The organism is Thiemannella venezuelensis (assembly GCF_014203605.1).
Taxonomy (GTDB): Bacteria; Actinomycetota; Actinomycetes; order Streptosporangiales; family Streptosporangiaceae; genus Planomonospora_A; species Planomonospora_A venezuelensis.
Window position 1 is genome coordinate 86,501 of sequence record NZ_JACHJJ010000018.1, and the last position, 23,494, is coordinate 109,994.

Annotated in this window: 21 protein-coding genes and 1 pseudogene; 13 read left to right on the forward strand and 9 right to left on the reverse strand. The window is 72.6% G+C overall.

All coding sequences use genetic code 11. From position 1 onward, the window contains the following. Positions 1-14: 14 nt before the first annotated feature. Together FHS22_RS24350 and FHS22_RS24355 are read right to left on the reverse strand one after the other, a co-directional pair. Positions 15-701, reverse strand: a complete 687-nt coding sequence (locus FHS22_RS24350; RefSeq protein ID WP_184945199.1) for a DNA alkylation repair protein — start codon at positions 699-701, stop codon at positions 15-17. A 102-nt stretch (positions 702-803) separates the two neighbouring features. After that, positions 804-1,493 carry a TetR/AcrR family transcriptional regulator gene (locus FHS22_RS24355; RefSeq protein WP_184945200.1) on the reverse strand — a complete coding sequence of 230 codons (690 nt, stop codon included), beginning with the start codon at positions 1,491-1,493 and terminating at the stop codon, positions 804-806. A gap of 187 nt (positions 1,494-1,680) precedes the next feature. Here FHS22_RS24355 and FHS22_RS24360 point away from each other — a divergent pair, with 187 nt between their 5' ends. The 7 genes from FHS22_RS24360 to FHS22_RS24390 all read left to right on the forward strand — a co-directional run bounded on the left by FHS22_RS24360 (position 1,681) and on the right by FHS22_RS24390 (position 9,135). After that, the gene (locus tag FHS22_RS24360; protein WP_184945201.1) at positions 1,681-3,084 is read left to right on the forward strand and encodes an alkaline phosphatase D family protein; all 1,404 of its coding nucleotides are present in this window, start codon (positions 1,681-1,683) and stop codon (positions 3,082-3,084) included. 209 nt (positions 3,085-3,293) lie between these two features. Then, positions 3,294-4,802 (forward strand): glycoside hydrolase family 3 protein, encoded by a 1,509-nt coding sequence (locus tag FHS22_RS24365; protein WP_184945202.1) that lies wholly within the window; start codon positions 3,294-3,296, stop codon positions 4,800-4,802. 101 nt (positions 4,803-4,903) lie between these two features. After that, on the forward strand, positions 4,904-5,728 hold the full coding sequence (locus tag FHS22_RS24370; protein WP_377295781.1) for an SDR family oxidoreductase: 825 nt from the start codon (positions 4,904-4,906) through the stop codon (positions 5,726-5,728). A gap of 141 nt (positions 5,729-5,869) precedes the next feature. Continuing rightward, positions 5,870-6,775: an SDR family oxidoreductase gene (locus FHS22_RS24375; RefSeq protein WP_184945203.1), complete on the forward strand. Its 906-nt coding sequence runs from the start codon at positions 5,870-5,872 to the stop codon at positions 6,773-6,775. Positions 6,776-7,024: 249 nt separating this feature from the next. Beyond that, complete coding sequence (locus FHS22_RS24380) at positions 7,025-7,864, forward strand: ATP-grasp domain-containing protein (protein ID WP_184945204.1); 840 nt, start codon at positions 7,025-7,027, stop codon at positions 7,862-7,864. A gap of 123 nt (positions 7,865-7,987) precedes the next feature. Beyond that, positions 7,988-8,545, forward strand: a complete 558-nt coding sequence (locus FHS22_RS24385) for a histidine phosphatase family protein (RefSeq protein ID WP_184945205.1) — start codon at positions 7,988-7,990, stop codon at positions 8,543-8,545. Continuing rightward, entirely contained in the window at positions 8,542-9,135 is a 594-nt protein-coding gene (locus FHS22_RS24390; protein ID WP_425567340.1) for an RNA 2'-phosphotransferase, read from the forward strand. The genes FHS22_RS24385 and FHS22_RS24390 overlap by 4 nt, the downstream gene beginning before the upstream one ends. Positions 9,136-9,161: 26 nt before the next feature. On the opposite strand, the gene FHS22_RS24395 is transcribed toward FHS22_RS24390, so the two are convergent. From FHS22_RS24395 to FHS22_RS24405, 3 genes are all read right to left on the reverse strand, one after another. Beyond that, positions 9,162-10,454 (reverse strand): RNA polymerase sigma factor, encoded by a 1,293-nt coding sequence (locus FHS22_RS24395; protein ID WP_338047916.1) that lies wholly within the window; start codon positions 10,452-10,454, stop codon positions 9,162-9,164. A 5-nt stretch (positions 10,455-10,459) separates the two neighbouring features. Next, positions 10,460-10,810: a YciI family protein gene (locus FHS22_RS24400; RefSeq protein WP_184945207.1), complete on the reverse strand. Its 351-nt coding sequence runs from the start codon at positions 10,808-10,810 to the stop codon at positions 10,460-10,462. 193 nt (positions 10,811-11,003) lie between these two features. Then, positions 11,004-11,960 carry a LysR family transcriptional regulator gene (locus tag FHS22_RS24405; RefSeq protein ID WP_184945209.1) on the reverse strand — a complete coding sequence of 319 codons (957 nt, stop codon included), beginning with the start codon at positions 11,958-11,960 and terminating at the stop codon, positions 11,004-11,006. A 270-nt stretch (positions 11,961-12,230) separates the two neighbouring features. On the opposite strand from FHS22_RS24405, the gene FHS22_RS24410 reads away from it, so the two are divergent. Together FHS22_RS24410 and FHS22_RS24415 are read left to right on the forward strand one after the other, a co-directional pair. Beyond that, on the forward strand, positions 12,231-14,771 hold the full coding sequence (locus FHS22_RS24410) for a collagenase (RefSeq protein WP_260408231.1): 2,541 nt from the start codon (positions 12,231-12,233) through the stop codon (positions 14,769-14,771). A 109-nt stretch (positions 14,772-14,880) separates the two neighbouring features. Further along, the gene (locus tag FHS22_RS24415) at positions 14,881-15,288 is read left to right on the forward strand and encodes a hypothetical protein (protein WP_221474040.1); all 408 of its coding nucleotides are present in this window, start codon (positions 14,881-14,883) and stop codon (positions 15,286-15,288) included. A gap of 94 nt (positions 15,289-15,382) precedes the next feature. On the opposite strand, the gene FHS22_RS24420 is transcribed toward FHS22_RS24415, so the two are convergent. Next, the gene (locus FHS22_RS24420) at positions 15,383-16,621 is read right to left on the reverse strand and encodes an RNA-guided endonuclease InsQ/TnpB family protein (protein WP_338047917.1); all 1,239 of its coding nucleotides are present in this window, start codon (positions 16,619-16,621) and stop codon (positions 15,383-15,385) included. Between the two features lie 57 nt (positions 16,622-16,678). Here FHS22_RS24420 and tnpA point away from each other — a divergent pair. After that, positions 16,679-17,062, forward strand: a pseudogene (tnpA, locus tag FHS22_RS24425) (IS200/IS605 family transposase); the annotation flags it as partial. On the opposite strand, the gene FHS22_RS39775 reads toward tnpA, so the two are convergent. The 3 genes from FHS22_RS39775 to FHS22_RS24440 form a co-directional block, all read right to left on the reverse strand. Next, complete coding sequence (locus FHS22_RS39775; RefSeq protein WP_425567356.1) at positions 17,050-17,457, reverse strand: hypothetical protein; 408 nt, start codon at positions 17,455-17,457, stop codon at positions 17,050-17,052. The pseudogene tnpA and the gene FHS22_RS39775 overlap by 13 nt on opposite strands. Before the next feature lie 177 nt (positions 17,458-17,634). Further along, the gene (locus tag FHS22_RS24435) at positions 17,635-18,576 is read right to left on the reverse strand and encodes an inositol-3-phosphate synthase (protein WP_184945211.1); all 942 of its coding nucleotides are present in this window, start codon (positions 18,574-18,576) and stop codon (positions 17,635-17,637) included. A 37-nt stretch (positions 18,577-18,613) separates the two neighbouring features. Next, positions 18,614-19,360, reverse strand: coding sequence for a glucose 1-dehydrogenase (locus FHS22_RS24440; protein ID WP_476704283.1), 747 nt, complete (start codon positions 19,358-19,360; stop codon positions 18,614-18,616). Positions 19,361-19,567: 207 nt separating this feature from the next. Here FHS22_RS24440 and FHS22_RS24445 point away from each other — a divergent pair, with 207 nt between their 5' ends. The 3 genes from FHS22_RS24445 (at position 19,568) to FHS22_RS24455 (ending at position 23,460) form a co-directional block, all read left to right on the forward strand. After that, positions 19,568-21,391 (forward strand): ABC transporter substrate-binding protein, encoded by a 1,824-nt coding sequence (locus FHS22_RS24445; RefSeq protein ID WP_184945215.1) that lies wholly within the window; start codon positions 19,568-19,570, stop codon positions 21,389-21,391. A gap of 61 nt (positions 21,392-21,452) precedes the next feature. After that, the gene (locus FHS22_RS24450) at positions 21,453-22,514 is read left to right on the forward strand and encodes an ABC transporter permease (protein ID WP_184945216.1); all 1,062 of its coding nucleotides are present in this window, start codon (positions 21,453-21,455) and stop codon (positions 22,512-22,514) included. A gap of 67 nt (positions 22,515-22,581) precedes the next feature. Continuing rightward, entirely contained in the window at positions 22,582-23,460 is an 879-nt protein-coding gene (locus tag FHS22_RS24455) for an ABC transporter permease (RefSeq protein ID WP_184945218.1), read from the forward strand. The last annotated feature ends 34 nt before the right edge of the window (positions 23,461-23,494 follow it).

Consider the following 23,494-nt stretch of genomic DNA (forward strand, 5'->3'; position numbering starts at 1 on the left):
CCCGCGGGATCCGCTCAGCCGGCCGGGATGTTCTTCAGGGCCTCGCGGCGGCTCAGGCCGCTGATCCCCTTGTGGGCGACGTAGCGCACGACCTCTCGGGGGTTGGTCCTGGCGTACTCGCGCAGGGCCCAGCCGATCGCCTTGCGGGCGAAGAAGTCGGTGTCGGACAGGCTGGGCTCGATGCAGGCGTAGAGCAGGCCGGTGTCGGTGGCGGCCTTGAACTTGTTCTGGCAGATGATCGAGGTGCGGCGCTTCCAGAGGTCGTCGCTGTGCGCCCACTCGAGCATCAGGGGGCGCATGGTGTCGGGGAACGCCTTCAGCAGGGGCCCGACCCGCTGGACGGCCACCTCGTCCACGAGGTCCCACCAGGCGCCGGAGACGACCATCTCCTCGTAGATCGGGAGGGTGTAGAGCGTCTGGCCCCAGTGGCGCGGAGATCCGGTGAGGGCGATCGCCGCGTAGCGCTCCTCGCGGTACTCCGCCTCGCGCCAGAGGGCGAGCACGGCCCTGCGCCACTCGGGCGCACTCTCGATCGGGTGCTCGGCGAAGACCTTCCGCAGCGCCGCGCGGCGCGGGACGGCCTGCACGCCCAGGAACGGCATGGCCGACTTCATGTAGGCCTGCATGGCCGGAGCCTTGGCGGGGTCGGCGGCCTCGGCGAGCGCCAGCCGTACGGCCTTCTGCAGCGTCTCCGGGCTCACACGCCACTCCTCTTCCACCGCGCGGACGGCCGCTGCTCGCCGGCCGCCGCGCTCGCCGTTCGGGGGGTCGGCCGCGGCCTCCCGGCCGGGAGGCCGCGGCGGTCAGGCCTGCTGGCTCGTCCGCTCTCCGGTGGCCAGGCCGTCGAACAGGACGGTGACGTAGTGGTCGGCGAGGCCGGCGGTGTTGAGGCGGCCGCCGGGGCGGAACCAGCGGACGGCGACCCAGATGGTGTCGCGGATCATGCGGTAGGTGAGCTTGGGGTCCACGTCGGCGCGGAACTGCCCGGCGGCCTGGCCGCGCTTGATCTGCTCGACCCACATGCGCTCGACCTCGTCCTCGGCCCTGACGAGGTAGTCGAACCGGTCGCCGGGCAGGGAGCGCAGGTAGTTCCAGTCGTTCTGCATGACGGTGATCGCCGCGCGGTGCGGCTCCAGGGTGCTGAAGCCGATCCGCACCATCTCTGAGAGAATCGCGCGGGGGTCCCCGTCCCGCTCCAGGGCGGCCCGGTAGCGGCCGACGAGGTCGTCGAGGAAGGTGGTGAGCACCTCGTCGACGATCGTCTCCTTGGAGTCGAAGTGGTGGTAGAGGCTCCCGGAGAGGATGCCCGCCTCCGCCGCGATCTCGCGGACGGTGGTCGCCTGGAAGCCCTTGCGGGCGAAGATCTCGGCGGCGAGCTTGACGAGGTGGTCACGGCGCTCCGAGGCGGAGCCGGGCGCGGTCGCACGCTTCGCCGCGCCCTGGCGCTTGACCGGGGTGGTGGCGGCGCCGCCGGAGTTCTTTCGCGTGTTCACCCCCCCATTATGAGCCCTTGCGCAATCGCTTGTTCACGTGAACGCGCCGACCCGTTCCTCCCGCCGCTTCCGGTCGGGCGCCTGTTCCCCCGGCTCCAGCCCCTGCGGTGGGCGGAACGATGGGGCATTACCGAAATACTCTGAGAAATCACCGGCATGACGGCATGCCGTACGACACGATCGTGCTATGGCGAACCTCGGCTACCCCTTCACGCTGGGCGTCGCGTCGGGGGAGCCGCTTCCCGACGGGGTGGTGATCTGGACCAGGCTCGCCCCCGAGCCGCTCGGCCGGGACCCCGCCAGGCCGGGCGGGATGCCGGACCGGATCGTGCCGGTCGGCTGGCAGGTCGCCGAGGACGAGGGGTTCCGCCGGATCGTGCGGCAGGGCACCGCCCGGGCCGACCGGCGCTGGGCGCACAGCGTGCATGTCAGGGTCGACGGGCTGAACCCGGGCAGCGACTACTTCTACCGCTTCTCGGTCGGCGCGCCGTTCGCGGCCACGACCAGCCCGGCCGGCCGGACCAGGACCGCCCCGGCCGCCGGCGCCGTGACGCCGGTGCGGTTCGCCTTCGTCTCCTGCCAGCGCTACGAGCACGGGCACTTCACCGCGCTGCGGCACCTGGCGGACGAGCGGCCGGACGCGGTCCTCCAGCTCGGCGACTACGTCTACGAGTACGGCAGGCCCGCCGCCCCCGGTCCGGGGCGCTACGTCCGCCGGCTGGAGGCGCCCGAGGAGGAGTGCCGGACCCTGCAGCAGTACCGCAACCGGTACGCCCGCTACCGGACCGACCCGGACCTCCAGGCCGCGCACCGGGCCGCGCCCTGGATCGCCACCTGGGACGACCACGAGGTCCGCGACAACTACCGGGGCGCGCTGCCCGGCGACGGCTCCGACCCGGCCGCGTTCAGGCGCCGGCGGGCCGCCGCCTACCAGGCCTACTACGAGCACCTGCCGCTGCGGGTGCGGCCCTCGGCGTCCGGGCTGCAGATGCACCGGTGGAGGCCGTACGGCCGGGCCGCGGACTTCCTGGTCCTGGACGTCCGCCAGCACCGGACCGCGGCCAGCATGCTCGGCGGCGCGCAGGAGGAGTGGCTGCTGGCCCGCCTGGCCGGGTCGGCGGCGCGGTGGAAGGTGCTGGTGCAGCCGCTGTTCTTCTCCCGGAGGTTCGTCCCGGGCCCGCCGCCCAACCTGCGGGCGGACGCCTGGGACGGCTACCCGGAGTTCCGGCGGCGCGTCACGGGCGCGGGCGTCCGGGGCCTGGTCGTGGTCTCCGGGGACGTGCACAACGCCTGGGCGGGGGAGCTGCGCGCCGACTTCGCCGACCCCGCGTCGCCTCCGGCGGGGGTGGAGTTCGTCGGCTCCTCGGTGACCAGCATGCCTCCGGCCACCGACTCCGCCGCGGTCCTCGCGGCCAATCCGCATCTGAGGTTCTTCGACGGCCGCCGGGGCTACGTGGTCTGCACGGCGGGGGTGGACGGCTTCCACGCCGCCTACCGCGCCGTCGACTTCGTCGACCGGCCGGGTTCGCCGGTGCGGACGGCGGCGGGTTTCGCCGTCCGCGACGACCGTCTCGTCCCCGACGCCGTCTGAGTCCCCGCTCCCGCTCCACCCGCCTCCGCCGTCACTCAAGCGTGGCAACGCGATGGAAGACCCATGGTCAGCCCTATAGCAATTAGGAAACTTTCCTATTAGATTTGCGCGCAAGCCCCTGAGAGCGCTTTCTCGGGGGTCTTGAGACCACGGGCCGTCCGTACGCGTCCGGCAGGCCATGCCGCCGGTCCGCCTGGCGAGGAGGATGCATGAAGCGCAGCCCTGAGCTGCTCCGGCTGGCCGACTCGGTCGTTCTTCCGGGATTCGTGGGGAAGACTCCGCCGGACTGGCTCCGCGGGCGGCTGGCGGACGGGCTGGCCGGCGTGGTCCTCTTCTCCCGGAACATCGCCTCGCCGTCCCAGGTGGCCGAGCTGACGGCGGCGCTCCGCGCGGAGAACCCCGCGGTCCTGGTGGGCATCGACGAGGAGTCCGGAGAGGTCACCCGCCTGGAGGCCGCCACCGGGAGCACCCGGCCCGGCAGCTACGCGCTCGGTGTCGTGGACGACGCCGGGCTCACCGAGGAGATCGCCAGGGATCTCGGCCGCGACCTCGCCAGGGCGGGCGTCACCCTCGACTTCGCCCCCTCGGCCGACGTGAACTCCAACCCCGACAACCCGGTCATCGGCCTGCGCTCCTTCGGCGCGGACCCCGGGCTCGTCGCCCGGCACACCGCGGCCTGGATCAGGGGCCTGCAGTCCGCCGGCGTGGCCGCCTGCGCCAAGCACTTCCCCGGCCACGGCGACACCGCGGTGGACTCCCACCACGGGCTTCCGCTGGTCGCCGCCACCGCCGGTGAGCTCCACGAGGTGGCGCTGCGTCCCTTCCGGGCGGCGGTCGATGCGGGTGTGCGCATGGTCATGACCGGTCACCTGCTCGTCCCCGCCCACGACGCGGAGCTGCCCGCCACGCTCAGCGGCCGGATCCTGTACGACCTGCTCCGGGTGGAGATGGGCTTCGAGGGCGTCATCGTCACCGACGGCATCGAGATGGCGGCCGTCTCCGGCCCGTACGGCATCGGCGGGGCCTCCGCCCTGGCCGTCGCCGGCGGCGCCGACGCCGTCTGCGTGGGCGGCGAGAACGCCGACGAGCAGACCGCGCTCGCGGTCCGCGACGCCATAGCGGACGCCGTGACCGAAGGGCGGCTCCCGGAGGAGCGGCTGGCCGACGCGGCCCGCAGGGTCGCCGGGCTCGCCGCCTGGAGCGCCTCGGCCGAGGCGCCCCCGGCGGTCCCGGGCCGCCCCGGCGACGTCCCGGTCGGCCTGGCCGCCGCCCGGCGCGCCCTGAGGGTCACCCGCCGCTCCGCCGCCGCGGTCCTCCCGCTGCCCGCCCCGCCGCACGTGGTCGAGCTCGCCCCGGAGATGAACCTCGCCATCGACAAGGGCACCCCCTGGGGGGTCGGCGAGCCGCTCGGCAAGCTCCTGCCCGGCACCACGGTGACCCGCCTGGAGGCCTCGACCGCCACCGGGAGCGCGATCGAGGCCGTCCTGGCCTCCGCCGCGGGCCGGCCCCTGGTCGCGGTGGTCCGCGACGCCCACCGGCACGCCTGGCAGGCGGACGCCCTCGGCCACCTGCTGGCCGCCCGCCCGGACGCCGTCGTGGTCGAGATGGGGCTGCCCGGCCGCTCCGACCTCGGCGCCGTCCACCTCGCCACGCACGGCTCCGCCCGGGTCTGCGGCCAGGCCGCGGCCGAGCTCCTCGCGGGAGAGCTCCAGGCCTGACCCTCGCGCCGGGCGGCTCCACCGCCGGAACGGGCTGACATTACTTCGTAAAGGGCGTCCTCGCCCCTCTGTTTTACCTAACGCTTGCTTGGTATGGTGGCGTGCGGCGAACCGGCGAGGAGGGCGAGGGCGGCATGCGGGTCTCCTACGACCACACCGGCTCGGTGGTGCTGGTGACCGGCGGCACCCGCGGGATCGGCGCCGGGATCGCCGGGGCGTTCCTGGACGCCGGGGCCGAGGTGGTCGTGTGCGCCCGCAAGGACCCGGGGGCCGCCGTCCCCGGGCGCCTCGTGACGGCCGACGTGCGGGACCCGGCGGACGTGGACCGGCTGGTCGGGGAGATCGAGGACCGGTACGGCCGGCTCGACGTCGTGGTCAACAACGCCGGCGGCTCGCCGTACGCTCCGGTGGCCGGGACCTCGGCCCGGCTGCACGCCAGGATCGTCGAGCTCAACCTCACCGCGCCGCTGCTGGTCGCCCAGCGGGCCTACCCGCTCCTCGCCGCGAGCGGCCCGGCGGCCGCGGCCGGGGCGGAGCCGGCGGGCGCCACCGGATCGGTCATCATGATCGGGAGTTCCAGCGGCACGCGGCCCTCGCCCGGCACCTCCGCCTACGGCGCGGCCAAGGCGGGCCTGCACCACCTCGCCGCCTGCCTGGCCGCGGAGTGGGCTCCGCGGGTCCGGGTCAACACGGTGGTCGTCGGCCTCGCCGAGACCGAGGCCGCGGCCGGCCACTACGGCGGGCCGGAGGGCGTCCGGCGGATGGGTGCGGCGATCCCGGCCGGGCGGATGGCCTCTCCTGCGGACGTGGCCGCCGCGTGCCTGTGGCTGGCCGCCCCCGGCTACGTCACCGGGGCCGAGATCCTCCTGCACGGCGGCGGCGAGATCCCGGCCTGGCGGGAGATCGCCTCTGGGCCCGGCGGGTGAACCCGCATCCGGACACAGCGGGTGAACCCGCATCCGGACACAGCGGGTGAACCCGCATCTGGCACAGCGGGTGCGCCCACCTCTGGACAGGGCGGTGAACTCCCGGAAAACTCTGGATGATCACGGCGAAAGGACCTTTGCGTGAGCGGGATCTGTGACGGGCGCGTGGTGATCGTGACCGGGGCCGGGCGCGGCATCGGCAGGGAGCACGCCCTGGAGTTCGCCCGTCAGGGGGCGAAGGTCGTGGTCAACGACCTCGGCACCGGCCCGGACGGGAGCGGGCGCTCCGGCGGGCCCGCGCTGGACGTGGTCGGGGAGATCCAGGCCCTGGGCGGTCAGGCGGTGGCCAACAGCGACGACATCGCGGACTGGGACGGCGCCGCGCGGCTGGTCAAGATGGCGCTGAGCGCCTTCGGCCGGCTGGACGTGCTGGTCAACAACGCCGGGTTCGTCCGGGACCGCATGCTGGTCTCGATGACCGAGCACGAGTGGGACGAGGTGATCCGCGTCCACCTCAAGGGCCACTTCCTGCCGTTGCGGCACGCCGCGGCGCACTGGCGGGAGCGGTCGAAGGCGGGCGCGCCGGTGGACGCGCGGGTGATCAACACCTCTTCGGGGGCCGGGCTGCTCGGCAGCGTCGGGCAGGGCAACTACGCCGCCGCCAAGGCGGGTATCGCGGGGCTCACGCTGGTGGCCGCCGCCGAGCTGGGCCGGTACGGCGTGACCGTGAACGCCATCGCCCCGGCCGCCCGCACCCGGATGACCGAGGAGGTCTTCGCGCAGACGATGGCGCGGCCGGAGAGCGGCTTCGACGCGATGGACCCGGCCAACGTGGCGCCGCTGGTGGCGTGGCTGGGGTCGGCGGAGTCCGCGCACGTCACCGGGCGGGTGTTCGAGGTGGAGGGCGGGGTCATCTCGCTGGCCGAGGGCTGGCGGCACGGACCGCGCGCCGAGCGGGAGGCCCGCTGGCAGCCGGCCGAGATCGGCGGGGCGGTCGCCGAGCTGCTCGCCGGCGCGCCCGCTCCGGAGCCGGTCTACGGCGCGTGAGCCCCGTGGTCCGGCCTTCCCGCGCACGGGCTCTCACGTGGTCCGTGTCCCCGGTTCTGTTCCCGGGCAGTGCCTTCAGTCCGCGTCCCCGGGCCGCGTCCCCGGGCCGTGTTCCCGGGCCGCGTCTCCGGGCCGGGGCCCGGGACCTGCTGCGGGCCGTCTCGGATCGCGGAAACCTCCGGAGCGGATCATCGCCACTGATGTGTAATGTCCCCAATGTTGTTTAGATTCTGATATTGGGGCGTCTTGATGAGCATCTCCGCGGCGTACGTGACCTACGAGGACCCGGACGGGTTCGACGACGAGAAGGAGATCGCGCTCGCCGCCTGGGCCGAGGCGGGGATCTCCGGGCGGGTCGTGCGCTGGGACAACCCCGGCGTCGACTGGGCCGCCTTCGATGTGGTCGTGGTCCGCTCGGTCTGGGACTACGTGGCCCGCCGGGAGGAGTTCCTCGCCTGGGCGCACCGGGTCGAGGCCGTGACCCGGCTGGCCAACCCCGCCGCCGTGCTGGAGCGCAACACCGACAAGACCTACCTGCGGGACCTGGCCGCGCCCATCATCCCCACCTCCTGGGTCGAGCCGGGACAGGCCGCCGACCTGCCGGTCCTCACCGAGTACGTGGTCAAGCCCGCGATCTCGGCCGGGGCCCGCGACACGATCAGGACCACCGACCGGGCCGAGGCCGAGGCGCACGCGGCCCGGCTGGCGGCCGAGGGCCGTACCGCGATGGTCCAGCCGTATTTGGACATGGTCGAGACCGAGGGGGAGACCTCGCTGCTCTACTTCGGCGGCAGGCTCAGCCACGCCGTACGGCGCAACCCGATGCTGGCGGGGGGCGCCGCCGCGCCCGACGCCGACAACGCCCGCGCGGAGCTCCGCACCCCCGACCCCGACCAGGTCGCCCTCGCCGAGAAGGTCCTGGCCGAGTTCCCCGGGCTGCTCTACGCCCGCGTGGACCTGGTCCGGCTCCCCGACGGCAGCCCCGCCCTCATCGAGGTCGAGCTGACCGAGCCGTACCTGTTCCTGCGCTACGCCCCCGAGGCCGCCGCCAACCTGGCCCGCGCGCTCGCCGAGTCGGTCGCGTCATGATCTGGCCGGTCACCACGGGCCGGTGCCGCCTGGACTCACACATTCCGCCCGGCGCGCAACCGGCTTGACCCGCGCGGCCCGCCGGGCTCCGATGGTCCCGGATGACCTTAGGGAAGGGTGGAGATGGCCGTCACGATCGTCTACGAGACGCACTCGATCACGACCGACAACGAGGCCGGGATCGCGACCGGGTGGCTGCCCGGCGAGCTCTCGCCGCGCGGCCGGGAGCTGGCCCGGGAGCTCGGCGAGCGCCGCCGGGACGACGGGCCGGCCGCGGTCTTCACCTCCGACCTGCGCCGCGCCGTACAGACCGCGGAGATCGCCTTCGCCGGCCGCGGGTTCCCGATCCACAGGGACGTACGGCTGCGCGAGTGCGACTACGGCGAGCTGAACGGCATGCCCGTCGAACGCCTCGCCGCCGAGAGGTCCCGGCACATCGACGAGCCGTGGCCGGGCGGGCAGAGCTACCGTCAGGTGGTCGGGCAGACCCGTGGTTTCCTGCGTGATCTCGCCGAGGGCTGGGGCGGCGCCCGGGTGCTGGTGATCGCGCACTCGGCCAACCGGTGGGCGCTGGACCACCTGCTCGGCGGGCAGGCGTTGGAAAAACTCGTGGACGCGCCGTTCGCCTGGCGGGAAGGCTGGACCTATCTGCTTCCTGACGGATGGGATGGTGAGAGGTGACCGGAGAAGGCTCGCGCGGTGCGGCGGAGGCCGCCGGGGCGGACATGCTGGACGAGCGGCGGCTGGTGAAGATCTCCAAGTATCTGGCCAAGCACCTGCGGCACCAGCCCGAGCGGATCGGGATCGAGCTGGACGAGCGCGGCTGGGTGGAGGTCGGCACGCTGCTGGCGGCCGCGGCGGCGCACGGGTTCCCGATCTCGCGGGCGGAGCTGGAGCAGGTCGTGGCGGGCAACGACAAGCGGCGCTACGCGATCGAGGACGGCAGGATCCGGGCCAGCCAGGGGCACTCGGTGGAGGTGGACCTCGATCTGCCGGTGGCCGAGCCGCCCGCCTTCCTCTACCACGGCACGGTGGCCGGGAACCTGGCCGTGATCCGCGCCGAGGGGCTGCGGCCGATGAACCGCCACCACGTCCACCTCTCGCCCGACCGCGAGACCGCCACCCGTGTCGGGGCGCGCCGGGGGAAACCGGTCGTGCTGGCGGTCGACGCCGGGGCGATGCGCGCGGCCGGGCACGAGTTCCGCCTGAGCGCCAACGGCGTGTGGCTGGCGGAGCGCGTCCCCCCGTCCTTCATCCGGTTCCCGGGCTGACGGGGCCTCCTTCGGGGGAGGCCCCGTCAGGCGCCCGCCGCGCCGTCCGTCCCGGATGCCTCGGCCGCATCCAGCCTGCGCCGCAGGTACGCGCGCTCGGGTTCGGTGCCGGCCAGGCCGAGCGCCTCCCGGTAGGCCGCCGCGGCCTCGGGGAAGCGGCCGAGCCGGCTCAGCAGGTCCGCCCGGGCCGCCGGGTACGGGTGGTGGCCGCGTAGCCGCGGTTCGCCGGACAGCCCGTCGAGCAGCGCCAGGCCCGCCTCCGGGCCGTCGCGCATCGCCACCGCCACCGCCCGGTTCAGCGCGACGACCGGGGAGGGCGCGAGAGCGAGCAGCACGTCGTAGAGCGCCACGATCTGCGGCCAGTCGGTGGTCGCGACGTCCGCGGCCTCGTCGTGCAGGGCGGCGATCGCGGCCTGCACCCCGTACGGGCCGGGCGGCCCGCCGGTCAGCGCGGCGAGTACCAGGTCGCCGCCCTCCTGGATCATCGTACGGTCCCAGCGGCCGCGGTCCTGGTCGTCGAGGAGCACGAGCCCGCCTTCGGGGCCGATCCGGGCGTCGCGCCGCGCGTGGACCAGCAGCATCAGGCCGAGCAGGCCCGCGGCCTCCCGCTCGGCGGGCATCAGCCGGCGCAGGATCCGCCCCAGGCGGACGGCCTCCTCGGCGAGGTCGATCCGCTGCAGATCCGGGCCCGCGCTGGCCGCGTACCCCTCGGTGAAGATCGAGTAGATGACCTGGAGCACCCCGGGCAGCCGCTCGGGCAGCTCGTCCGCGCCGGGCACGCGGAACGGGATGCGGGCCTCGCGGATCTTCTTCTTCGCCCGCACGATCCGCTTGGCCATCGTCTCGACCGGCACGAGGAAGGCCCGCGCGACCTCGGGCGTGGTCAGCCCGGCGAGGCAGCGCAGGGTCAGCGCCCCGCGGTCCTCGGCGGACAGCGCCGGGTGGGCGCAGGTGAAGAACAGCTGCAGCCGCTCGTCGGGCAGGTCGCCGTCCGCGCCCGCGGGCGGGACGGGGCCGGCCCGGTCCGCCTCGACCTGCAGGACGGCGAGCCGGGCGGCGTAGGCCCGGTCCCGCCGGAGCCGGTCGACGGCTTTGCGCCGTGCCGTGGTCATCAGCCAGGCCCCGGGCTTGGGCGGCACGCCCTCGGCCGGCCAGTGCAGCAGCGCCGCCTCGATCGCCTCGGAGGCGACCTCCTCGGCCAGGTCGAGGTCGCCGAAGCGGCGGACGAGGGAGGCGAGCAGCCGTCCGCGCTCCTCGCGGAACATCGCCTCCACGGTCGACTCCGCGGGGGTCGCGCTCCCGGCTGCCCGCTCCTCCACCGGGATCAGGCCTCGAACTCGGCGACCGGCCGCACCGTGATCGCCCCGCCGCCGCGCGAGCCGGGGCAGCGGGCGGCCCAGTCGAGGGCGACGTCGAGGTCCGGCACGTCGATGACGTAGTAGCCGCCCAGGACCTCGCGGGTCTCGGCGAACGGCCCGTCGGTGACGGTCCGGTCGCCCTCCGGGCCGACCCGGACGGTCGTGGCGGTGACCAGGTCGGCCAGCGCCTCCCCGGAGACCCAGACCCCCGCGTCCCGCACGGCCTTGTCGTAGACCGCCCAGTCCTCGAAGGAGGGCGCGTCGGCCGCCGCGGCCGCGTCGGTCCCGGCACTGTAGATCAGCAGCATGTACTTCATGGTCCGGCTCCTGTGTCCTGTCGTGTTCTCGTGCGGCGGGATCGCCGTACGCCGTTACTACGAACGGGACGCGGTCCGATGGACACGTCTTCCGGAATTTTTTCCGGGACGGGTCCCGGCGATCCCGGCCGGACGGTGCCCACAGCCTCCCACGCCCGTCGGCGTACCCGGCGTGCCCCGGTGGGCGGGCGTGTCACAGGAGCGGGTGGACCTCGGGGTGGGCCTCCCACCAGCGGGCGAAGGCCGGGTTGTCGGCCACGTGGTCGGAGAAGGCGGTGGCGAGGCCGCGGTAGACCGCGGCGGCGTCCCCGGTGCCCAGCCGGTCCCGGCGCCAGGCCATGACCAGCCGTTCGGTCTGGGGCTCCCCGCTCAGCGGGCGGACGACCGTGCCGGCCGCCGCGGGCCAGGTGGGGTCGACCAGGCGTACGCCGTACCCGGCCGCGACCAGGGGATGGCCCGCGCCGCTGGGGGCGTCGTAGCGCACGTCGGGCTCGAAGCCGGCCGCCCGGCACGACGCCCGCAACGCGGCGAGTGAGCCGTCCTCGGCGCCCGGCGGGCCGATCCACGCCTCGTCCTTCAGATCTGCCAGCCTGATCTCCTCCTGCCCGGCGAGAGGGTGCTCCGCCGACAGGGCGACGAAGATCGGATGGCGGGGGATCAGGGTCCGGCTGGCGACCGGTCCCGTCAGCGTGATGTCGAAGCCTTCGATGATGCCCAGGAGCGCGGCGTCGAGGTGGCCGCGGGCGAGCGCCTCGGCCAGCAGCGTGGCGGACGGTTCGATGCGCAGAGAGACCGTGCGGCCGGGCAGGGACTCGCCCACCCGGCCGACGACGCTCGCCACGCAGGCCAGGTGGACGCAGCCCAGGCGGATGCCCTCGGAGGGGCGCGCGGGGGCGCGCAGATCGCCGAAGAGCGTGTCGGCCTCGGCCAGGACGATCCGGGCGCGGGCGACGACCCGGTGCCCGAGGGCGGTGGGCTCCGCGCCGGAGCGGCCGCGGGCGAACAGCTCCCCGCCGACGACGGCCTCGACGCGGCGGAGCTGGGCGGTCATGGCCGGTTGGGACAGGCCGAGCCGGGCCGCGGCCCGGGTGATGCTGCCCGTCTCCGCTATCGCGCAGACCATGCGGAGATGCCTGAGCTCAAGCTCCATGAACAGGATTATGTGACATATCACAACTCATAGCCGTATGCATGGGCAAATTTCCGCGCTGCGGGCGGATGCCGTACGGCTGCCGCCTCCGCGAGGGGCCGCGAGCGGAAGCCCGGGGTGGACCGTCCATCGCAAAGAATTATGCGGCGCTCTATGACGGCGTCCGGCGTCCGGCGAGCAAGCTGCGAACGGCGTTCCCCCCGGATTCGCCTCTCGACCGTTCCCTGTCCTGCCTCGCGTCCAGTGATGGATACCCCCCGGAGGTAAAAGTTGACAACCAGACCGTTCCGACGACGGCTGCTGGCCTCGCTGGCCGCCCTCGGCCTGCTCCTTCAGCCGCTGACCGCCGCCCCCGCGGGCGCGGCGGCGGACCCGCCCGCCAGGACCGGTTCGGCCGGTGACCCGCCGCCGGTCAAGGTGAGCTCCGCCGACGACGAGCCGCAGCACGTCCGCAGGTCCCGCCTGGCCGTACACGACCGCCCGCCGCTGCCCGCATCGCAGGACGCGCTCCGTCGCGACTACGACGAGCCCGCCCGGAGCTCTCGGCACCCGAGGCCGTCGTCACCGAAGAACAGGGCCGCCACGATGGCGGCCTGCGACCCGGCCGACTTCACCGGCCGCTCGGGGAGCGCCCTCGTCCGGCAGATCACGTCCTCGGCCACCGACTGCGTCAACACCCTGTTCAACCTGACCGGTGACGACGCCCGCCTCGCCTTCCGCGAGGCGCAGATGACCACCGTCGCCTACGCCCTGCGCGACAGCGGCTCGTCCTACCCCGGAGACAACAGCGCCGGCACCGCCCAGCTCGTGCTGTACCTGCGCGCCGGCTACTACGTCCAGTGGTACCACCCCGCCACCGTGGGCTCCTACGGCCAGGCGCTGGAGACCGCCATCGAGGCCGGGCTCGACGCCTTCTTCGGCAACTCCCGCTCCAGGACGGTCAGCGACGCCAACGGCGAGGTCCTCGCCGAGGCGGTCACCCTGATCGACAGCGCCGGGGAGAACGACCGCTACCTCCACGTCGTCGAGCGGCTGCTCAACGGCTACGACAGCTCCTACGACGCGCACTGGTGGATGCTCAACGCGGTCAACAACGTCTACACCGTGCTCTTCCGCGGCCACCAGGTCCCGGCGTTCGTCAGCGCCGTCCAGTCGGATCCGGGCGTCCTGAACACGCTCGGCTCCTTCGCCCTGGACCACCTCGGCCTGCTCGGCACCGACCGCGGCTACCTCACCTCCAACGCCGGCCGCGAGCTCGGCCGCTTCCTCCAGCACGCGGCGCTGCGCCCCGCGGTCCGGCCGCTGGTCGCGAGCCTGCTCTCGCGCAGCAGCATGACCGGGGCGACCGCGCCGCTCTGGGTCGGGGCGGCCGAGATGACCGACCAGTACGACAGGGCCGAATGCTCCTCCTACGGCACCTGCGACCTGCAGCGGCGGCTGGCCGCCGCCGCCCTGCCGATCACCCACGCCTGCAGTGCGAGCATCAGGATCCGCGCCCAGCAGATGACCTCGGGGCAGCTCGCCGAGACCTGCTCAAGCCTGGCCGGTCAGGACGCCTACTTCCACGGCGTCGCCGGGGACGGGGGGCGCCCGGTCGACGGCGACCGCAACACCACCCTCGAGGTCTGCGTCTTCGACTCCAGCGCCGACTACCAGACCTACGCCGGCGTGATGTTCGGGATCGACACCGACAACGGCGGCATGTACCTGGAAGGGGACCCGTCCGCCGCGGGCAACCAGCCGCGCTTCATCGCCTACGAGGCCGAGTGGGAGCGGCCCGCCTTCGCGATCTGGAACCTCAACCACGAGTACACGCACTACCTCGACGGCCGGTTCACCATGCACGGCGACTTCACCGCCGGGATCTCCACGCCGACCATCTGGTGGATCGAGGGCTTCGCCGAGTACGTCTCCTACGGCTACCGCAAGCTCGCCTACGACGCCGCGATCACGGAGGCGGCCCGGCAGACCTACCCGCTCAGCACCCTGTGGGACACCACCTACTCCCACGACACCACCCGCATCTACCGCTGGGGCTACCTCGCGGTCCGGTACATGTTCGACAAGCACCCGGGCGACGTCGCCACCGTGCTCGGCCACTACCGGTCCGGCGCGTGGAACTCCGCCCGGTCCTTCCTGACCGGCACGATCGGCAGCCGCTACGACGCCGGCTGGCGGACCTGGCTGGCCGAGTGCGCCGCGGGCGGCTGCGCGGGCGGCGGCAGCGGTTCCAACCGGGCGCCGTCGGCGTCCTTCACCGCCACCTCGAACGGCCTCACCGCGACGTTCGCCGACACCTCCACCGATCCCGACGGCACGGTCGCCGCACGCCGGTGGGACTTCGGCGACGGCGCCACCTCCACCGCCGCCACCCCCTCGCACGCCTACGGCTCCGCCGGGACCTACACCGTGAAGCTGACCGTCACCGACGACGACGGGGCGAGTGCCACCGCCACCGAGCAGGTCACCGTCTCGGCCGTCCCGGAGTGCGCCTCGGCCGATCCCAGGAAGCTGGACCGCGACTGCAGGCGCAGCGGCCTGTCGGAGACCGAGGGGAACTACGCCTACCTCTACCTCTCGCTCCCGGCGGGAGTCCGCACCCTGACCATCACCTCCTCGGGCGGCACGGGCAACGCCGACCTGTACTACAACGCCGCCTCCTGGGCCACCGCCTCCTCCTACACCAGGCGCTCGACCGGCCCCGGCAACACCGAGACCGTCACCGTCACCGACCCGCCGGCCGGATACCACTACATCAGCCTGCGCGCGGTGGCCGGCTTCGACGGCGCCACCGTCAAGGTCGAATACTGACCCGGGCCGCGTGACCGCGTAGCCGCGAGACCGGGGCGGCCGGGACCGGGCCACGAGTCCGCTCCCGGCCGCCCTTCCGGGTGTCCGGGATCCTGTAGCGTGCCTCGGCGTGGACGAAACAGGAGAGGCCCCGGCGCGTCCGGTGGCGGCGGACGGGGACTTCGGGGTGCCGGGCTCGCTGGCCCGGGTGCTCGCCGACATCGGGGCGGAACGGGTCGCGCAGGACGCGATGTGGGGGATCCAGGACATCCCCGACGGCACCGGCCCGGAGGGCGCGGCCGCCGCGGAGCGGGCCAAGGACGAGACCTCGGCGGCGTTCGCGGACGGGACGCTGAGCTGGCGGCACATCCTCGTCGAGGAGGTGCTGGAGGCGTTCGCCGAGGACGACCCCGAGGCGCTCAGGACCGAGCTGGTCCAGGTCGCCGCGGTCGCCGCCAAGTGGATCCAGGCACTCGACCGGCGCACCGCCAGGCCGGGCAGGGCAGAGCGGTGGGACGGCGCCCTCCATGACAGATGATCACGCCGATGGGGACCGTACGGTGTTCTCGGTCCTGCAACCGAAAAAACCTGATTCGACGGAGTCATCATGAGTATCACCACCACCGTTCATGTCAACGACCCAGGGCTGAAGCAGCCTTGGGCTTGCGCCTCTCGCGCCTGCCTGGATGGCAGGAACGGGACGCACTGACCCCGCTTTCCACGGCGGGATCGTTGGGCGTGTCGACGAACGCCCACGCCACCCCGGCTCGTCGTTCGACGTTGAGGGCGGCGATGTGGTCGGCGGGCCCAGCGAACCCGCACGACCGGCAGGAGAAGAGGTCCCGGCTGGGACGGTTGCCCCGCCCGACCGACCCGCACCAGGTGACGGGACACATCTGCGAGGTGTAGGCCGGATCCACCTGCGTGTACGGCACGCCGACGCGGCGGGCCTTGTAGGCGAGGAAGGCGCCCAGCTGGTGGAACGGCCAGGAGGAGAGCGTGGCCCGCTGGGATGGCCAGAGCCGTACCCGCTCACGGATCCCCGCCAGCTCTTCGACGGCGATGCCGCGTCCGGTGCGTTGCGCATCGGCCACGATCTCTTTGGCGATCTTGTGGTTGGTGTGGGTGGCGTGCCGGGTCTCCCGCTTGGCGCGTTTCTTGAGCTTGCGCCGCGCCGACTTCGTCCCGCGGGCTTGGAGTTCGGCCCGGACGCGGGCCATGCGACGCCGGTAGCGGGTCAGGCCGTCGCCGCTGTGGTTGGTCCCGTCGCTGGTGGTCGCCAGGTTGACGATGCCGCGGTCCACGCCGATCCACCCGGCCGGATTCGCGTTCAGCGGGGTTTCGGGCATCTCGCAGGTGGCGATCAGGAACCATTTCCCGTCCCGCAGCAGCAGGTCGGACTCGCCGTGGCGGTAGCGGGCGAGGGTGGTGAGCTGGTCGGCCGAGCCGGTGAACGTGATGTCCTTGAGGCGGCCGTGCACCGTCCAGATCGACACGGTCTGTTGCTCGTGCAGCCAGGACAGGCAGCGGTCGTCGTACGGCTGGGCGGCGTCGGGCCGAAAAGTGATGGGTTCGCTCTCGGCCTTGCGCGCCCGGGCGCCGGTCAGCCGTCCGGTGCGGATCAGGCCGCGCAGGGTGGCATAAGCGTCGGCGACCTTCTTGATGATGTGCTGGGCGATCTGGGCCGACAGTCCGGTGGCCCGCAGTTCGCCGTAGGTGTGGCGGCGCAGGTCGTAGTTGCCGAAGACGCTCTTGCCGTAGGCGGTGCGGGAGACGGTGGTGGCGGCGGCGTTGACCGCGTGCAGGGTCGCCTCCAGTGCCGCCGCCTGCTCGGGCGTCGGCAGGAGCTTGATCTGCACGACCAGTTTCACCTCGAACACGCTATCGGGTGGCCTGCATCCACCGCAGCGGAACCCGGAGATCAGCCGATCCGGCGAGGCCGTAGCGTGGTGTCCACCCTGCCTGCGCATGTGGTCGTCACGCCAAGGTATCGGCGTGGGGTGTTCACCGAAGCGGCCTGCCGTCACGATGCGAGGAGATCATGGCGGAGGTGTGCGAAGGTTTCGACGCACGGCTGGTCGAGGTCGGCGGCGAGTCCGACCGCATCCACCTGCTGGTGCACTACCCACCCGAGATCGCCCTGTCGGCCGGAGGTCAACTCGCTCAAGGGCGTCTCGGCCAGGCTGCTGCGCAAGGGGTACGGCGAGCATGTCCGCCGGTACCTGTGGGGCGGGCACTTTTGGTCCCCGTCCTCCTGCGGCGAGGCTCGGCTGTCGATCGTCAAGGAGGACATCGAGAATCAGAGGCGCCCGGACCAGCGTCCGGTCGAGGAGAGGGAAGCGATTCCTCCCGGGCGTGAACGCCCGGGGTTCTTCGCTAGATAGCGCTGAACTTCCAGGACAACGCCCGCGCGGCGCTGGAGTTCTACCAGTCCGTCTTCGGCGGCCACCTCGTCGCGTTCACCAACGCCGGCGACCGGGCGTTCTTCGTCTCCGTCCGCGGCAAGGACGCCGACGAGATCACCGCCTACTGGAAGGGCCTGTCCGATGACGCCACCGTCATCGAGGACCTCGGCCCGGCCGGCTGGACCCCGCTCTACGGCATGCTCAAGGACCGTTTCGGCGTCACCTGGGTCCTCGACGTCGCCGTCGAGTACAGCGCCGGCTGACGTGCCGCCGGCGAAGCACCGGTGACGCTGATGCGTCACCGGTGCTTCCGTGTGCCCGGCCGAGGTCTTGTTTTCGGACCGACCTCGGCGACAAGCCGGTCAGGATCCAGCCGACCTGGCCTGACGGGTGGCTGGGACCGTTCAAGCGTGGCCGGCCCGTCACCGTCTGGATGGCGGGGATTCCGCAGGTGTCCGGCGACATCGGCCCGTCGGTCGTCAGATCGCCGTCCCGGGTGGAGACTTCAGGAGCGATGCCGCTTCGGCCGGGTAGCCGCCGCGCCCCGACCGCAGGGCGGTGGCCGCCAGGCGGATCAGGTCGATGTTGACGCCGGCGGCGCCACTCGGGTCGTGCACCTGCAGCCGCACATCCAGGCTCACCGCCGTCCCGCCCCAGCCCTGCGCTTCGATGTTGAGGTGGGCGATCTTCTGGGACTTCAGCTGCGGCAGATATCCGAGGGGAGCCACCTGGACCTTGTCCGACCCCAGGGCATTCAATTTGGACTGCTGCTTGGTGTTCGGGTTCTCGACCAGGTTGCGGAAATCTTCGGTGCCCCCCAGGTTGACCTGGTAAGAGCTGACCAGGGTGAGGCCGCGTTCCTCGAGCAGCCGCAGCAGTGCGTGATGCACCACTGAGGTGCCGAACTGACTGGCCAGGTCGTCGCCGAGCAGCGGCAGGCCGGCCTCCTCGAAACGCTTGAGCCAGAACGGCTCCCGGGCGATCGGGTCCGACGTGGTGTTGACGAACGCCGCCCCCGCCGCCAGAGCCGCTTCGGCATAGGCCCGGGCCGTGTCCGGCCTGCCGCTCGGCGCGGAGTAGAGCAGCACCTCCGCGCCCTCCACCGCGTGCGCCACCCGTTCGACCTCCGCCGAGTCCACGAGTCCACGCTGCACCGTCACACCTGAAGGGCGCATCTCCGCGGTGAGGCGGGGAAAGTTGTTGGGCGGCACGAATATCGCCTCGTGGAGGTCCTTGCCCACCTTGTCGCCGGAGACGGCGAAGGCCGCGACGAAATCGATGTCGCCGACGCCCAGTCCTGCTATCTGCGGACGGCGGATGCCCGCCAGACTGCCGGTGTCGCGATAGAAGGAAATCCCCTGGACCAGAGCCGACGTGTTGTTCCCCACGCCGACGACTGCGACCTTCACCTTTTCGATCATGGCGTGAGGGTATCGGAGAGCTGTCCGGGGGCCCGGGCTATCCGTGGGTGGTGATGCCGCCGTCGACCGGGATCACTGCGCCGGTGAGGTAGGCGCCCGCCCGTGAGGCGAGGTAGATCGCGGCGCCCGCCATGTCCTCCGGGCTGCCGATCCGGCCCAGCGGCACACTGGCGGCGATCGCGTCGCGGGTTCCCGGGTCGTCGAGGGCGAAGGCCATCATCTTGGACTCGAAGGGGCCCGGCGCGATCGCGTTGACGGTGATCGACTCCGCCGCGAGCCGGTGGGCGAGCTGGCGGGTGAGCATGTGCACGGCCGCCTTGGTGGTGGAGTAGGCGTAGGTCTCCAGCGCGGGCACCCGGATGCCGTCGACGGAGCCGATGTTGATCACCCGGGCCGGGGACTCGGCGGAGGCGGCGGCGCGCAGCAGCGGCAGGAAGCGCTGGGTCAGGTAGAACACGCCCTTGACGTTGACCCCCCAGAGCTTGTCGAAGGCGTGCTCGGGGTACTCCTCCAGCGGCGCCCCCCAGGTCGCCCCGGCGTTGTTGACCAGCACGTCCAGCCGGTCCTCGCGGGCGGAGACCGCCTCCACCAGCGCGGCGACGCCCTCGGCGGTGGACAGGTCGGCCGGTACGGCGACGCAGCCCAGCTCGGCGGCGGTCTTCTCCACCTCGGCGGCCTTGCGCGAGGAGATGTAGACCGTGGCCCCGGCCTCGACGAACCCCGCCGCGATCATCCGGCCGATCCCGCGGGAACCGCCCGTGACCACGACTGTCTTACCTTCCACGGAGAACAGACTCATGTTCGGTAAGCATGCCGTACGGCCGCGGGCGCGTCCATACCGACTGGTCGGTTCTGAAGCTCATGGAGGGTGAAAAATAATGCCGATAAAAGAAACAAGAGTGAAACAATCTTCCACAGCTCGTTGACACGGGGTCCCGGCGGGGTGTGACTTCGACTACAACGGTTCGCTGGTTGGAAGGTGAGGACCACCATGACCAGATTGGGTGCGCGGCTGGCGGCGCTGGGCCTGGCGCTGTCGCTCGCCGCTCTCCCGGCGACCTCCGCGCAGGCGCAGGTCCTGCGGGAGCCCGCGGAGGGCAAGAGGATCGTCCGGCTGGGGGCGATCCAGGCCATCGACTCGATGAACCCCTTCCTGGCGGTCCGGGTGGTCTCGACCTCGGTCCACCGGTGGATGTACGCCTACCTGACGACCCCCGACTCCAAGACCCTCGCGCCCAGCCCGGACCTGGCCGAGTCCTGGGAGACCTCGGCCGACAAGCTGACCTGGACCTTCAAGATCCGGGACACGAAGTGGTCCGACGGCGCCCCGGTCACCGCGCACGACGCCGCGTGGACCCTCAACAAGATCATGACCGATGACGGGGCCAAGACGGCCAACGGCCCGGCGGTGGAGAACTTCGCCTCCGTGACCGCGAGCGACGACCGCACGCTGGTCATCACGACCAGGAAGCCCCAGGCCTCGATGCTGGAGCTGCCGATCCCGATCATGCCCAGGCACGTCTGGGAGAAGGTCGGCGACATCGCCGGCTTCGAGGCCGAGCAGTACCCGGCCGTCGGCAACGGCCCGTACATCGCCGTCGAGCACAAGAAGAACGCCTACGTGAAGCTGAAGGCCAACCCCGGCTACTGGCGCGGCGCACCCAAGATCGACGAACTGCACGTCATCTTCTACGAGAACCCCGAGGCCGCCAACGTCGGGCTGAAGAAGGGCGACATCGACTGGATCGGCCGGCTGGCCGGGCCGCACTTCGAGGCCCTGGCCGGCGACCCGGACATCGTGCAGTGGAACACCCAGGGCCGCCGCGCGTCCTACCTGCAGCTCAACCCCGGGGCCGCCACCGCCGACGGCGAGGAGATCGGCGACGGGCACCCGGCGCTGAAGGACCCGAAGGTGCGCCAGGCCATCCACCACGCCATCGACAAGCAGGCCCTGGTCGAGCAGGTGCAGAACGGCCTGGCCGTGCCCGCCGACGGCTCGATCGTCCCGCCCATGTACAAGGACTTCTTCTGGCAGGCCGAGGGCGACGTCCGCGTCGCCTTCGACCCGGCCAGGGCCAACGAGATCCTCGACGACGCGGGCTACAGGAAGGGCGCGGACGGCATCCGCACCATGCCCGACGGGAACCGGAAGCTGGAGATGCGCTTCAGCATCCACACCGAGGACCCGGTCGAGGACAAGCTCGCCCAGTTCCTCACCGGCTGGCTCAAGGACATCGGCATCGGCCTCACCACGCGCAAGCTCGACTCCAACAAGTTCACCGAGGAGACCGGGAGCACCGCGCTGTACGACATCGCGATCAGCGGCTGGTCGGTCAACCCCGACCCCGAGGAGGTCTTCGCCACCCACCTGTGCAGCCGGCGGCCGACGGCGGCCGGCGAGGGCGGCGGCACCGAGTCGTTCTACTGCGACGAGGAGTACGAGAGGCTCTACCAGGCGCAGCTCGTCGAACTCGACCGGGCCAAGCGCGCCGAGCTGATCAGGCGGATGCAGCAGAAGCTCTACACCGACGCCCCGGTCATCGCCCTCTACTACCCCAACAACCTGGAGGGCTACCGCTCCGACCGGATCACCTCGATCACCCCGATCCCGGAGGACAAGGGCATCCTGTACGGCGGCAGCGGCTACTGGCCCGTCTACTCGCTCCAGGCGGTGGCGACCCCGGCCGGCCCGGCCGCGGGCGGTTCCTCCGCGGGCGCGGTCATCGGGATCGTCGCGGGAGCGGTGGTGGTCCTCGGCGCCGGCGGGTATCTCCTGGCCAGGCGGCGCCGCGCCGCCGCGGACGACCGGGAGTAGCCGCATGGACCAGACGGATCGCACGGCCGTACCCGCCCGGGCGGGGCGCGGGTAGGCGCGCGTGGCCGCACCCACCGAGATCGAGCCCGCCGCCGGACCGGCGGCGGGCCCCGGGGAGCGCGGCGGTCCTCCCGGGGCCCGCCGGGGCCTGCTCCGGTACGCCCTGGCCAAGCTCGGCGGCGCGCTGCTGAGCGTCGGCATGGTGGTCGTCGCGACGTTCTTCCTGTTCCGGCTGATCCCCGGGGACCCGGCGGTCGCCTACACCAGGGACGTGCCGCTCACCCCCGACCAGCTCGACCTGCTCCGCCGCCAGATGGGGCTGGACCGGCCGCTGCCGGAGCAGTTCCTCGACTTCGTGCTCAGGGCGCTCCGGGGCGACCTCGGCACCTCCTACGAGTACCGCCGCCCGGTCGCCGAGCTCATCGGCGAGCGGCTCGGCCCCACCCTGCTGCTGGTCGGCACCGGCCTGGTCGTCGCGGTCACCCTCGGCCTGTGGCAGGGCACCCGGGCCGCCTGGAACCACGGGGGACGGCTGGACCGCTTCTCCACCGGGATCTCGCTCACCCTCTGGTCGGTGCCGACGTTCTGGCTCGGCCTGCTGCTGCTGATGGTCTTCGCGGCCGGCGTGGGCCCGGTCCCGGGCATCTTCCCCACCCGGGGCATGGAGGACGTCGACGCGCCCGACGGCCCGCTCTACCTGCTGCACGTCGCCCACCACCTGGTGCTGCCGTGCGTCACGCTGGTCGCCGTCGTCTACGCCCAGTACCTCGTCGTCATGCGCTCGTCGCTGCTCGACGAGATCGGCCAGGACTACGTGACCACCGCCCGCGCCAAGGGCCTGCGCGACGCCGAGGTGCGCCGCCGGCACGCCGTGCCCAACGCGCTGCTGCCCACGGTGACGCTGGTCTTCCTGCACATCGGGCTGGTGGTCCAGGGCGCGGTGACCACCGAGACCGTCTACTCCTGGCCGGGCCTGGGGCTGCTGTTCTACGAGGCGATCAAGGGCCCGGACTTCGCCGTGATGCAGGGCACGTTCATGGTCCTGTGCGTCGCGGTGATCGTCATGAACACGCTGGCCGACGTGCTCTACCACGTCCTGGACCCCCGGGTGGGGTCCGCATGAGCGAGCGAACCGATGGGCGCGGTGCGTCCGCGAACGCGGGCTCCGAGCCGCCGGGCGGGGAGGCGGTATGAGCGAGGCGACGGCGCGCCGCCGCGGGGCCCTGGCCCGGTTCTGGCGGGACTACCGCGCGCAGCGGGCCGGGCTGTACGGCGCCGCGATCCTGGCCGCCGCCGTCCTGGCGGCCCTGGTCACGCCTCTGGTCACCGACCCGGCGGGCCTGGACGTGACCAGGGCGACGGGCGAGAAGATGGCGCCGCCGAGTCCGGAGTTCCCGCTCGGCACCGACGAGTCGGGCCGCTCGATCCTGCTGACGATCCTGTGGGGCTCGCGCGTCTCGCTCCTCATCGGGTTCCTGTCCGCGCTGCTCAGCATGGTGATCGGCACGGTCGTGGGGATCACCGCCGGGCACTTCCGGGGCTGGCCCTCGGCCGTGCTGATGCGGATCACCGACTGGTTCCTGGTGCTGCCCTCGCTGGTGCTGGCCCTGGTGCTCGCGGCCATCCTCGGCGGCGGCACCTCCACGATCGTGCTGGCGATCGGAGTGACCTCCTGGGCCTCGACGGCCCGGTTGATCCGGGCCCAGACGCTGGCCGTCGAGGCCAGGCCGTACGTCGAGCGCTCCCGGGTGCTCGGCGGCGGGCACTGGCACGTCATGACCCGGCACGTGCTGCCCAACGTGGCCCCGCTGGTGCTGGCCAACACCACCCTCACGGTGGCGAGCGCCATCGTGACGGAGTCGACCCTGGCCTTCCTCGGCGCCGACTCGGGGCAGGCGTCGTGGGGCAGCATGCTGCGCGGCTCCTACGACTGGGGCGCGGTCACCTCCGGCGCGTGGTGGTACGTGCTCCCTCCCGGCCTGTGCATCGTCGCGGTGGTCCTGGCGTTCACGCTCTGCGGCCGGGCGCTGGAGGCCGTCCTCAACCCACGCCTGCGGGGGGTCTCGTGACAGCACCGGAGACAGCGCCGGAGACAGCGCCGGG